At 72.2% G+C, this 12,185-nt stretch carries 11 protein-coding genes and 1 pseudogene; 3 read left to right on the forward strand and 9 right to left on the reverse strand.

Annotated elements, in window-relative coordinates; genetic code table 11:
• Nucleotides 1-118: 118 nt before the first annotated feature.
• From truB to rimP, 7 genes are all read right to left on the reverse strand, one after another.
• Nucleotides 119-1,099, reverse strand: coding sequence for a tRNA pseudouridine(55) synthase TruB (truB, locus tag LIU39_RS18365; RefSeq protein WP_227047837.1), 981 nt, complete (start codon nucleotides 1,097-1,099; stop codon nucleotides 119-121).
• Nucleotides 1,096-1,551: a 30S ribosome-binding factor RbfA gene (rbfA, locus tag LIU39_RS18370; protein ID WP_227047838.1), complete on the reverse strand. Its 456-nt coding sequence runs from the start codon at nucleotides 1,549-1,551 to the stop codon at nucleotides 1,096-1,098. The genes truB and rbfA overlap by 4 nt, the downstream gene beginning before the upstream one ends.
• A 61-nt stretch (nucleotides 1,552-1,612) precedes the next feature.
• A complete protein-coding gene (locus LIU39_RS18375) occupies nucleotides 1,613-1,912 on the reverse strand; it encodes a DUF503 domain-containing protein (RefSeq protein ID WP_227047839.1) in 300 nt (99 codons plus the stop codon).
• A gap of 175 nt (nucleotides 1,913-2,087) precedes the next feature.
• Nucleotides 2,088-5,195 (reverse strand): translation initiation factor IF-2, encoded by a 3,108-nt coding sequence (infB, locus tag LIU39_RS35295; protein WP_227047840.1) that lies wholly within the window; start codon nucleotides 5,193-5,195, stop codon nucleotides 2,088-2,090.
• Between the two features lie 159 nt (nucleotides 5,196-5,354).
• The gene (locus tag LIU39_RS18385) at nucleotides 5,355-5,645 is read right to left on the reverse strand and encodes a YlxR family protein (RefSeq protein WP_227047841.1); all 291 of its coding nucleotides are present in this window, start codon (nucleotides 5,643-5,645) and stop codon (nucleotides 5,355-5,357) included.
• Nucleotides 5,646-5,772: 127 nt separating this feature from the next.
• A complete protein-coding gene (nusA, locus tag LIU39_RS18390) occupies nucleotides 5,773-6,765 on the reverse strand; it encodes a transcription termination factor NusA (protein WP_227047842.1) in 993 nt (330 codons plus the stop codon).
• Between the two features lie 2 nt (nucleotides 6,766-6,767).
• Nucleotides 6,768-7,310 (reverse strand): ribosome maturation factor RimP, encoded by a 543-nt coding sequence (gene rimP, locus LIU39_RS18395; protein ID WP_227047843.1) that lies wholly within the window; start codon nucleotides 7,308-7,310, stop codon nucleotides 6,768-6,770.
• A gap of 118 nt (nucleotides 7,311-7,428) precedes the next feature.
• Between rimP and LIU39_RS18400 the strand changes: the two genes are divergently transcribed.
• From LIU39_RS18400 to LIU39_RS18410, 3 genes are all read left to right on the forward strand, one after another.
• The gene (locus tag LIU39_RS18400; RefSeq protein ID WP_227047844.1) at nucleotides 7,429-7,953 is read left to right on the forward strand and encodes a hypothetical protein; all 525 of its coding nucleotides are present in this window, start codon (nucleotides 7,429-7,431) and stop codon (nucleotides 7,951-7,953) included.
• A 276-nt stretch (nucleotides 7,954-8,229) separates the two neighbouring features.
• Nucleotides 8,230-8,709 (forward strand): ferritin-like domain-containing protein, encoded by a 480-nt coding sequence (locus LIU39_RS18405; protein WP_227047845.1) that lies wholly within the window; start codon nucleotides 8,230-8,232, stop codon nucleotides 8,707-8,709.
• 58 nt (nucleotides 8,710-8,767) lie between these two features.
• Complete coding sequence (locus LIU39_RS18410) at nucleotides 8,768-9,679, forward strand: aminoglycoside phosphotransferase family protein (RefSeq protein WP_227047846.1); 912 nt, start codon at nucleotides 8,768-8,770, stop codon at nucleotides 9,677-9,679.
• Nucleotides 9,680-9,808: 129 nt separating this feature from the next.
• Here the strand turns inward: LIU39_RS18410 and LIU39_RS18415 are convergent.
• Together LIU39_RS18415 and LIU39_RS18420 are read right to left on the reverse strand one after the other, a co-directional pair.
• Nucleotides 9,809-11,509, reverse strand: a pseudogene (locus tag LIU39_RS18415) (proline--tRNA ligase); the annotation flags it as partial.
• Nucleotides 11,510-11,630: 121 nt separating this feature from the next.
• On the reverse strand, nucleotides 11,631-12,167 hold the full coding sequence (locus LIU39_RS18420; protein WP_227047847.1) for a GNAT family N-acetyltransferase: 537 nt from the start codon (nucleotides 12,165-12,167) through the stop codon (nucleotides 11,631-11,633).
• Between the last annotated feature and the right edge of the window lie 18 nt (nucleotides 12,168-12,185).

Genomic DNA, 12,185 nt, shown 5'->3' on the forward strand with positions numbered 1-12,185 from the left:
CAAGGGGGACACCGGACATCACGGAGCGCCACCGGTCCCGCCCGCCGCACAGCAAGGGCCGGGCCCGGGAAGCGTCATCGCGCTCCCGGACCCGGCCCGTGCATACCCTGCGGGCGGCCTAGGCGAACACCGCCAGGCTCTTCGCCTTCCCGCCCTGGTTCTCGACCAGCGCCAGGAAGGTGCCGTCGGGGCCGAACGCCGCGACCGGACCGTCCGTCTCGAACAGCGGCATCGCGATCCGCGCGCCGTTGAGCAGCAGCCGGGCCTGCGGCTCGGTCACGTCCCAGCGGGTGAAGGCGGCCGTGGCCGCCTCACCGATCGGCATCACCGGCAGCCCCGCGCCCTCGGCGTCGTCCACCGTGGCCTGCAGCTGATCGAGCGTGCGCGCCCGGTCCAGCTTGTACGGGCCGACCCGGGTACGCCGCAGCGCGGTCAGATGCCCGCCGACCCCCAGCCCGGCGCCCAGGTCACGGGCCAGGGCGCGGATGTACGTACCGGACGAACACGTGACGGAGACCAGCAGGTCGGTCACCGGGGTGCCGTCATCGGCCTCGCCCTCGTGCACGGAGTGCACCAGGAACGAGGAGACGGTGACCGGCCGGGCCGGGATCTCCACGTCCTCACCGTCCCGCACCCGCGAGTACGACCGCTTGCCGTCGATCTTGATGGCGCTGACCTTCGACGGCACCTGCATGATCGCGCCGGACAGCTCGGCCACACCGGCGTCGATGTCCGCCCGCGCGATGCCCTGCGCCGCCTTCGACGCGATGATCTCGCCCTCCGCGTCGTCGGTCACCGTCGTCTGTCCCAGCCGGATCGTTCCGACGTACTCCTTCTCCGTCAGCGCGAGGTGGCCGAGCAGCTTGGTGGCCCGCTCGATGCCCAGGACGAGCACGCCCGTCGCCATCGGGTCGAGGGTGCCGGCGTGCCCGACCCGGCGGGTGCGGGCCATGCCCCGCATCTTCGCCACGACGTCGTGCGAAGTGAAGCCGGCCGGCTTGTCGACGATGACGAGGCCCGCCCGTCGCCCACCACCACCCTTGCCGGAGAACGCTGCGCGCTCGCCCCTTTCGGATGGCTTATTGCTCTCACGCTTCATTCTGCCGCTGTGCCCTCGTCGTCCTCGTCGTCTCCCGGCTTGCGGTACGGGTCCGCCTCACCGGCGTACTGGGCACCCGATGACACCTCCCGCACCTTGGCGTCGGAGGCCCGCGCCCTGTCGAGCAGGTTCTCGATCGTCTTGGCGTTCTCCGGCAGGGCGTCCGCGACGAACGCCAGGGTGGGCGTGAACTTCGTGCCCGCGGCCGCACCGACCGCCGAGCGCAGGATGCCCTTGGCGCTCTCCAGTCCTGCTGCCGCGCTGGCACGGTCCTCGTCATCGCCGTAGACCGTGTAGAAGACCGTCGCCTCCCGCAGGTCGCCGGTGACCCGGGTGTCCGTGATGGTCACGTGCGTCCCGAGCCGCGGATCCTTGATTCCGCGCTGCAGCTTCTGGGCGACCACCTCCCGGATGAGGTCCGCCAGCTTCTTCGCCCGCGCATTGTCGGCCACTGGTCCGTCTCCTTCTTGTCTTCCACAATTGTGCTTCCACCGGCGAGCGGTCGCCCGGTCGTCATGACCAGTCGTCCTCGCCGTGCAGCCGTCGGCGTACCGACAGCAGCTCCACTTCGGGCCGTGCGGCGACCAGGCGCTCGCAGCGGTCCAACACTTCGTTGAGATGCCCCGTGTCCCCGGAGACCACCGCCAGGCCGATGGTGGCCCTGCGGTGCAGATCCTGGTCCCCGACCTCCGCGACGCTGACCGCGTACTTGCGGTGCAGCTCGGCGACGATCGGGCGGACGACGGAGCGCTTCTCCTTCAACGACCGTACGTCGCCGAGAAGCAGGTCGAAGGACAGCGTCCCTACATACATGCGCAACGGGTCTGGCCACCCGTGGGGCCTTAGGCGTTCGATTCCCCGCACCGTACACGGAACGGCCGGGGCCGATCGACGGAAATAACTCCGCCGACCGGCCCCGGTCACCTGCCCGCCGCCCGGCTCACCAGGACTGGTGGGCCGGGCCACGCACGGGCTCTCGTCCGCGTGATCAGCCGCGCGGCTTCTCGCGCATCTCGTACGTCGCGATGACGTCGTCGATCTTGATGTCGTTGAAGTTTCCGAGGTTGATACCGCCCTCGAAGCCTTCGCGGATCTCGGTGACGTCGTCCTTGAAGCGGCGCAGGCCCTGGATGTTGAGGTCCTCCGCGATGACCTTGCCGTCGCGGACCAGGCGTGCCTTGGTGTTGCGCTTGACCTCGCCGGAACGGATGAGGACACCCGCGATGTTGCCGAGCTTGGACGAGCGGAAGATCTCGCGGATCTCCGCGGTACCGAGCTCGACCTCCTCGTACTCCGGCTTGAGCATGCCCTTGAGGGCCGCCTCGATCTCCTCGATCGCCTGGTAGATGACCGAGTAGTACCGGACGTCGACGCCCTCGCGGTCGGCCATCTGCGTGGCACGGCCTTCGGCGCGCACGTTGAAGCCGATGACGATCGCGTCGGAGCCGGACGCCAGGTTGATGTCGGACTCGGTGACCGCACCGACGCCGCGGTGCAGCACCCGGATGTCGACCTCTTCGCCGACGTCGAGCTGGAGCAGCGAGGACTCGAGAGCCTCCACCGAACCGGACGCGTCGCCCTTGATGATGAGGTTGAGCTGCTGGACCTCGCCGGCCTTGAGCACCTTGTCGAGGTCCTCCAGGGACACCCGGCGGGTGCGCTTGGCGAAGGCCGCGTTGCGCTCGCGCGCCGCACGCTTCTCGGCGATCTGACGGGCCGTACGGTCCTCGTCGACAACCAGGAAGTTGTCGCCTGCACCCGGGACGTTGGTCAGACCCAGGACCAGGACCGGCGTCGAAGGACCGGCCTCCTCGACGTGGTTGCCCTTGTCGTCGAGCATGGCCCGGACCCGGCCGTACGCGTCGCCGACGACCATCGTCTCGCCGACGCGCAGCGTGCCGCGCTGGACGAGAACGGTCGCCACGGCGCCGCGGCCACGGTCGAGGTGAGCTTCGATCGCGATGCCCTGCGCGTCCTGCTCCGCGTTGGCGCGCAGGTCGAGCGAGGCGTCCGCGGTCAGGACCACGGCCTCCAGCAGCTGGTCGATGTTCAGACCCTCACGGGCGGAGATGTCGACGAACATGGTGTCGCCGCCGTACTCCTCGGCCACCAGACCGAACTCGGTGAGCTGGCCGCGCACCTTGGTCGGGTCGGCACCCTCGACGTCGATCTTGTTGACCGCGACCACGATGGGCACATCGGCCGCCTTGGCGTGGTTCAGCGCCTCGATCGTCTGCGGCATGACGCCGTCGTTGGCCGCCACCACGAGGATCGCGATGTCGGTCGACTTGGCACCACGGGCACGCATGGCGGTGAACGCCTCGTGACCGGGGGTGTCGATGAAGGTGATCCGACGCTCTTCGTCGTTGACCTCGGTCGCGACCTGGTAGGCACCGATGTGCTGGGTGATGCCGCCGGCCTCGCCCGCGATGACGTTCGTCTTGCGGATCGCGTCGAGCAGTCGCGTCTTACCGTGGTCGACGTGACCCATGACGGTCACCACCGGCGGACGCGCGACGAGCATTTCCTCGCCGCCCTCGTTCTCGCCGAAGTCGATGTCGAAGGACTCCAGAAGCTCGCGGTCCTCCTCCTCGGGGCTGACGATCTCGACGACGTAGTTCATCTCGTCGGCGAGCAGCTGCAGCGTCTCGTCGGAGACCGACTGGGTCGCGGTGACCATCTCGCCGAGGTTCAGCATGACCTGGACGAGCGACGCCGGGTTGGCGTTGATCTTCTCGGCGAAGTCCGTCAGCGAGGCACCACGCGACAGGCGAACCGTCGCGCCGTTGCCGCGCGGCAGCATGATGCCGCCCACCGACGGGGCCTGCATGGCCTCGTACTCCTGGCGCCTCTGCCGCTTCGACTTACGGCCACGGCGCGCGGGACCACCGGGACGGCCGAACGCACCCTGTGTGCCACCACGGCCACCGGGGCCACCGGGACGACCGGCGAAACCGGGACGACCGCCGAAGCCGGGGCCGCCGCCACCGGGACGACCGGCGAAACCGCCGCCGCCACCCGGACGACCGCCGCCGCCACCGCCGCCACCGGGACGACCGGCGAAGCCGCCGCCGCCACCACCGGGACGACCGCCGCCGCCACCGGGACGACCGGCACCGCCGGGACCGCGACCGCCGCCGCCACCGGGGCCCGGACGCGGGCCGGCAGCCGGACGCTGCGGCATCATGCCCGGGTTCGGACGGTTACCGCCGCCGGGACGCGGGGCGCCACCGGGAGCGGCACCCTGCGGACGGGGCATACCACCGGGGGTCGGACGCGCGCCGCCCTGGCCCTGTCCCTGGGGACGGGGGCCACCCTGGCCGCCGCCCTGCGGACGCGGGCCGCCGGGACCGCCCTGGCCACCGGGACGCGGGGCGCCACCGGGACGGGGGGCCTGCGGACGGGCCATGCCCGTGGAGCCACCGGAGGTGAAGGGGTTGTTACCCGGACGCGGGCCGGACGGACGACGGTCGCCGCCGGGACGCGGGGCACGCTCGCCACCGGGACGCGGGGCGTTGCCCCGGCCCTGGCCGCCGCCCTGACCACCCTGGCCGCCCTGCGGCGCGGGACGCGCCGGACGCGGGCCGGGGGTGGCGCCCGGACGGGGAGCCGGCTTCTCGGCGGGCGCCGCCGGCGGAGCCTGGAACTCGGGCTGCGCGGGCGCGGCCGGAGCGGGCTTCGGCGCCGGACGTGCCGGAGCCGGACGCGGACCCGGGGTCGGGGTCGCGGGGGTGCTGCTCTTGGGTGCCGCAGGGGTCTGCGGAGCCGCCGGGGCCTCAGGGGCCTCGGGGGCAGCCGGAGCCGCGGGGCCCGGCTTGGGGGCGCCCGGCTTCGGGGCAGCGGGACGGGCCGCCTGCGCCGGGGAGGGCGCGGACGGCTTTGCGGGCGCAGCCTTGCGCGGCGCCGCGGGCTTGCCAGAGGCGCGGCCACTGCCGCCGCCTGCCTGGAAAGCGTCGGTCAACTTGCGAACAACCGGCGCCTCGATCGTCGAGGATGCCGATCGGACGAATTCACCAAGTTCTTGGAGCTTGGCCATGACAGCCTTGCTCTCCACGCCGAACTCCTTGGCGAGTTCGTATACCCGGACCTTAGCCACTTCGCTCCTTCTAGGTCCGGGTTGTCCACCGGACCGTCGCTACTTCATGGGCGTACTCATCGCGTACTCATCGAGTGCTCATCGCAATCTCGACCTACTTCCGACTCGCGAGGTACCTGACCGCACGGTTTTCCGTGCGCTGTGCATTCGTGCTGTGCGTTATTGCAAGGGCGGCTGCTCGATACGTTCGACGTACTGGCGCAATGCCGACGTGTCGAACGGCCCCGGACCCCGGAAGGCCCGGTTGAACGCCCGGCGGCGGACCGCCAGGTCGAGACAGACCCGTGTCGGGTGCATGTGAGCACCCCGGCCGGGCAGCGTACCGCGAGGATCGGGGGTGCACTCACCCTCGATCGCCGCGATGCGCAGCAAATCGCCCTTGGCCGCTCGCTCCCGGCATCCCACACAGGTTCGCTCAGGGCATGCGCGGGCATGCGTCCGGCCAGACACTGCTTAAGTCTACCTCCCCGCGCCGACTTCACCCCGATGGGGTAAAAGCCGGACGGCTGCTCAGAATTCCCGGTGGGCCGCCGCGGCACCACCTATTTTTTCCGGGGCTGCGGCGGCCGCCGCACGATCAGTCCTGCGGCGCCTGCTGCTCGGTGTCCGGCCGGATGTCGATCCGCCAGCCGGTCAGCCGGGCCGCGAGCCGGGCGTTCTGCCCTTCCTTGCCGATGGCGAGGGAGAGCTGGTAGTCGGGCACGATGACCCGCGCCGACCGCGCCGCGAGGTCGACGACCTCGACCTTGCTGACCCGGGCCGGCGACAGCGCGTGCGCCACCAGCTCGGCCGGGTCGTCGGACCAGTCCACGATGTCGATCTTCTCGCCGTGCAGCTCGGCCATGACCGCACGCACCCGGCCGCCCATCGGGCCGATGCAGGCGCCCTTGGCGTTCAGCCCGGACCGCGTCGACCGCACCGCGATCTTGGTGCGGTGCCCGGCCTCGCGCGCGATGGCCGAAATCTCCACCGACCCGTCCGCGATCTCCGGCACCTCCATGGCGAACAACTTCTTCACCAGGTTCGGGTGCGTACGCGACAGGGTCACGGACGGGCCGCGGACGCCCTTCGCCACCCGGACGACGTACGAACGCAGCCGGGTGCCGTGCGTGTACTCCTCGCCCGGCACCTGCTCCTGCACCGGCAGCATGGCCTCCATCGGGCCGATGTCGACCAGGACGTTCTTGGGGTCCTTGCCCTGCTGGACGACGCCGGTGATCACGTCGCCCTCACGCCCGGCGAACTCGCCGAAGGTGATCTCCTCCTCGGCGTCCCGCAGCCGCTGCAGGATGACCTGCTTGGCGGTGGTCGCCGCGATCCGGCCGAAACCGGACGGGGTGTCGTCGAATTCGCGGGGCTCCTCGCCCGGCTCCAGGTCCGACGCGTCTTCCTTCGCCCACACCGTCACGTGCCCGGTGCTGCGGTCCAGCTGCACCCGCGCCTGCCGGCGGCTGCCTTCGGTGCGGTGGTAGGCGATCAGGAGGGCCGACTCGATCGCCTCGACCAACAGGTCGAACGAGATCTCCTTCTCCCGCACCAAACCCCGCAGGGCACTCATGTCGATGTCCACGGCTACGCCTCCTCCTGGTTCTCGTCGAACTTCTCTGCGTCCTGCACATTGCCCTTATCGGACAGCCCGCTCTTGCGGTTGAACTCCAGCTCGACCCGCGCCTTGGCAATCGCGTCGAACGCGACCCGCCGCTGGGTCGGCTTGCGTCCCTTGACACCCGGCACTTCGAGGTCGAGCCCGTCCTCGTCCACGGCCTGGATCCGGGCCACCAGCTCGCCGCCCTCGTGGAGCTGCGCCTTGATGAGGCGGCCGACGGCGCGGCGGTAGTGCCGCAGCTCGGTCAGCGGCCGGTCGGCGCCCGGCGAGGTCACCTCAAGGGTGTACGGGGCGCCGCCCATCACGTCGGAATCGTCCAGGCTCTGCGAGATCTCACGGCTCAGCTCGGCGCACTCGTCCAGCTGCACGCCTTCGTCGGAATCCACCACGACTCGCAGCACCCGCCGCTTGCCCGCGGGGGTCACATCGATCTCTTCCAGATCCAGCTCTCGCGCGGCCACGAGCGGTTCAAGCAGCCCGCGCAGCCTTTCGCTCTGGGTGGTGCTCATCCGGGTGACTCCTCGGCCGCGTGTGCTGTTGTGGGTAGGTCGCGTGTCGGGTCAAAGCCTATCTGTTCCGGCGGGGTACTGACGATTCGGTGACCGGTCACGGATACGCTCGCCTGCGGTGATCACTACGGAAGACCCCGGGAAGTGGAACGTGCCGAACCTGGCGCTCACGCGCAGAACGACCCTGCTGGCCGGCGCCGCCCTAGGGGCCGCCGCCCTCGTGACCGGCTGCTCCGACGACTCCGGGACGCCGCCCCCCGACCGAACCCCCGCGGCCGACCACCTGCGCGCCGCCGCGGCCCGCGACAGCACCGGCCTGCTGGCCCGCTACGACGCGACCCTCGCCGCCCACCCCGCCCTCCAGGGCCGCCTGCGCCCCCTCCGCTCCGAAGTGGCCCGCCACGCCGAGGCGTTCGGCACCAAGAGCGTCCCCGCCGCCCCGTCCGCACCCCCCGGAAAATCCCGCCCCCCGGTACCCAAGGACGAGAAGGCGGCCCGCACCGCCCTGGCCGAGGCCGAACGCCACCTGGCGGACGCCCGCACCAGAACCCTCCGGACCGCACCCCCCGGCCTGGCCCGGCTCCTGGCCTCGGTAGCCGCCGCCGGCACCGCCCACGCCTACCTGCTGACCGAGCAAGCATGACCACCCCACAGCCACGCAGAAGGCAGCCACCCCGAGGCCCGAAGGACGAGGACGTACGGGGATAGCCCCCTCCGGCGGTCGGTCGCCGACGAGACCGGGTGGGTCGGAGGGGCCGTACCGGGTCGCTCCCCGCAGCGACAGGTGCGGACACCGGCAGGCTCTTGACACGCACCCAAGGGCACATGCGTCGAGGAGACGGCCCGGTGCGCCCCTCCGCCCCACCCCACGCACAAGCCGCACGCGAACCACCGGTCCCCGCAACCGAAAGGCCGCCCCATGCCCCCAGCCTCCCGCCCCGAACTGGCCGCAGCCCAGGCCGCCCTGGACGCCGAGCACGCCGCCGTCTACGGCTACGGCGTGGTGGGCGGCCGCATCGCCGACGCCCGCCGCCCGGAGGCCCGCGCCGCCTACGACGCCCACAGGGCCCGCCGCGACACCCTCCGCCGCACCGTCCGCGACCTCGGCGGCACGCCCCGCCCCGCGGCCGCCGCGTACGAGCTGCCCTTCCCGGTACCGGACGCCGCCGCCGCGACCCGTCTCGCCGCCGAGCTGGAGGACCGCGTCGCCGCCGTCTACGCGGACCTCGTACGCGACGGCGGCGAGGCCGGCCGCAAGGAGGCCGCCGCCGCGCTCCGCGAGGCCGCGGTGCGCGCGGTGCGCTGGCGGGGCAGCGGCGTAGCCTTCCCTGGGCTCACGGAGCGGTCCGCGACCGGCACCCCGTCCCCGTCCGCGAGCGCACCGGCGAACGCACTCTGACCACCAGGCCCCCGGCCTGACCACCCCGGCCACCTCCCAGGAAAGGGACAGCGAAGGCATGGCAACGGCACCCGTCGAACCGCCGCAGCGGTTGGTGAACTCCCTGGGCAGCGACCCGTCCACCCCCGTACGGGACTGGCTGGCCGCGCTGCCGACGGTGGTTCAGCAGCGGCTGGACGCCTGGGAGTTGACGCTGGAGCGGGTGGACACCCCTGGGGGCCGCGGCAGTCTGGTCGCGCTCGTCCGCCTGCCGGACGGGACGCCGGCGGCGCTCAAGTTCCCCGTGCCGGGCCGCACGTCCGCGCACGAGGCCGCGGCCCTGCGGACGTGGGACGGCTGGGGCGCGGTGCGCCTGCTGCGGTCGGCCGACGCCGATGGCGCGCTGCTGCTGGAGCGGCTGCACGGCGCCGTGTCGCTGCGCTCACTGCCGGAGGCGAAGGCGCTCCTGGAGGCCGCAGGAACGGTACGCCGCCTGTGGGTGCCGCCGGGCGAAGGGCACCCGTTCGCGACGTTGTCCGGCCGCACCGACGAGGCGGTCGCGGCGCTGCGCACGGCGGGCGCGGCCGTCAGCGCGGCGGCCCCGCTGGTGGAGCAGGCGCTCGACCTGCGTCGCGTGCTGCCGTCCGGCGCCACGGAGGAGTTCCTGCTGCACGGCGCCTTCCGGCAGGGCAAGGTGCTGGCCGGGGAGCGGGCCCCCTGGCTGGCGATCGGCCCCGAGCCGGTGGTGGGCGAGCGGGCGTACGACCTGGCGGCGCTGGTCCTGGACCGCTTCGAGGATCTGGCGGCCGGGTCGGGTGCGGCCGCGGCGACCCGCCGCCGGGTGGCGAAGCTGGCCGACTCGCTGGAGGTGGACCGCGAGCGGCTCCGCGACTGGACGCTGTACCGCGCGGTGGCCGCGGGGGTGCGGGAGGCGGCGGCCGGCGACCGGCAGCGCGGGGAGTTGCTGCTGGAGTTCGCGACGTGGCTGTGACGACGTGGCCGTAGCGCCGCGGGCGGTCGCGGCCTGAGCGCACGCCCCGGGAGTCGCCGTGCGCGCCTGTCCGCCGGAGCACGCAAAGCGGGGCCGGGCCGGGGGCGGACGCCCCGCCCCGGCCCCGCCAAGCCTGGCGACCGCCTCGTCGACCGACAGCTCCTCGCGCTCGCCCGTACGCCGGTCCTTGACCTCGACGACGCCCTCGCCCGCGCGGCGCCCGGCGACCACGATGGTCGGGATGCCGAGCAGTTCCGCGTCGGTGAACTTCACACCGGGCGACACTCCGGCCCGGTCGTCGACGAGCACCCGCAGGCCGGCCGCGCCGAGCTTCTCACCGATCTCCAGGGCGAGTTCGGTCTGCTTGGCCTTGCCTGCGGCGACGACGTGCACGTCGGCCGGTGCGACCTCGCGGGGCCAGCACAGGCCGGACCCGTCGTGCGTCTGCTCGGCGAGTGCGGCCACCGCGCGGGAGACGCCGATGCCGTACGAGCCCATGGTGACGCGGGTGGGCTTGCCGTTCTGGCCGAGCACGTCCAGCTCGAAGGCGTCCGCGTACTTGCGGCCGAGCTGGAAGATGTGGCCGATCTCGATGGCGCGGTCGATGCGCAGGCCGGTGCCGCACTGGGGGCACGGGTCGCCGGGCTCGACGACGACCACGTCGAGGTGCTGGTCGACCTCGAAGTCGCGGCCGGCGACGACGTTCCTGGCGTGCCTGCCCTGCTTGTTGGCGCCGGTGATCCAGGCGGTGCCGGGGGCGATGCGCGGGTCGGCGATGAAGCGGAACGCCTTGCCTGCCAGGCCCTGCGGGCCGACGTAGCCGCGTACCAGGTCGGGGCGGTCGGTGAAGTCCTCCGCGGTGACCAGTTCGACGGTGGCGGGCGCGAGGTGCTCGCCGAGCTTGCCGAGGTCGACCTCGCGGTCGCCGGGGACGCCGACGGCGACGATCTCGCCGTCGACCTTGACGAGGAGGTTCTTCAGGGTCGCCGACGCCGGGACGCCGAGGTGCGCGGCGAGCGACTCGATGGTCGGGGTGTCGGGGGTGTCCAGTTCCTCGACAGGGCCGTGGTCGGCACCCTCGACCGGGGTGACCTTGACCGTGACGGCCTCGGTGTTGGCGGCGTAGTCGCAGGCGGGGCAGTCCACGAAGGTGTCCTCGCCGGCCGCTGCGGGGGCCAGGAACTCCTCGGAAGCGGAGCCGCCCATGGCGCCGGAGACGGCGGAGACGATGCGGTAGTCCAGGCCGAGCCGCTCGAAGATCTTGGTGTACGCCTCGCGGTGCAGGGCGTAGGACTCGGCCAGGCCCTCGTCGGTGGTGTCGAAGCTGTACGAGTCCTTCATCTGGAACTCGCGGCCGCGGAGCACGCCGGAGCGGGGGCGGGCCTCGTCGCGGTACTTGGTCTGGATCTGGTAGAGGATCACCGGCAGGTCCTTGTAGGACGTGCACTGGTCCTTGACCGTGAGGGTGAAGATCTCTTCGTGGGTGGGGCCGAGGAGGTAGTCGGAACCCTTGCGGTCCTTGAGGCGGAAGAGCAGGTCGCCGTACTCCTCCCAGCGGCCGCTGGCCTCGTACGGCTCCTTGGGGAGCAGCGCGGGCAGCAGGACTTCCTGGCCGCCGATGGCGTCCATCTCTTCGCGGACGATGCGGGAGACGTTCTCCAGGACCTTCTTGCCCAGCGGCAGCCAGGTCCAGATGCCGGCGGAGGTGCGGCGGACGTACCCGGCGCGCACCAGCAGCTTGTGGCTGGCGGTCTCGGCGTCGGCCGGGTCGTCACGCAGCGTCTTGATCATCAATCGGGACATGCGCTGGACGTGAGCGGCGTTGGCCATGGGAATTTCTCCTGCGTAAGAAAGGTGACTCCCTGGAGGTTAGCCGCCTGGGAGTGGCGCAAGGAAATGGGTTGTGCGCCGAGGGCGCCGGGGCGGTGTGCCTGCGGGGCCGCGCGGGCCGTCAGGGGCGGCGCAGCGGCAGGGGGGCGCCCATGACGGCGTACGGGGTGGGGGCGCTGGGGAAGAGGACGCGGCGGGCGATGTCCTGGTAGCCGAGGGAGCGGTACAGGGTCCTGGCGGGGCTTTCGGTGTCGATGGCGGAGAGGATGCTGCGGGGCTGGCGGGCGGTGTCGGTGAGGCCCGTGATCAGCCGCCGTCCGATGCCGCGGTGCTGGTAGGCGGGGTGGACGTGGAGTTCGGTGATGACGAACGAGTCGTCCAGCCAGTGGTCGAGGTGTTCGCTGCGCAGGTAGGGCTCGACGACGGTGGACCACCAGTGGGCGCGGTCGTTGGGCATGCCGTAGACGAAGCCGACGAGGCGGCCCGCGGGGGTGGTCGCGCCGAGTGCGCGGGCGCCGGGGCAGTGGAGGTGGCGCAGCACGATCTGGCGGCGGATGGTGACCTCGTCGTCGGTCAGACCGAAGGCAAGGGCCTGGACCGCGAGCGCGTCGTCCACGCGGGCGGCGAGATCGAGGGGGCCGACCGCGACGTCATCCATGGTCGGGAGCGTACAAGG

The organism is Streptomyces pinistramenti (genome assembly GCF_020564935.1).
In the GTDB taxonomy this organism is placed as follows: domain Bacteria; phylum Actinomycetota; class Actinomycetes; order Streptomycetales; family Streptomycetaceae; genus Streptomyces; species Streptomyces pinistramenti.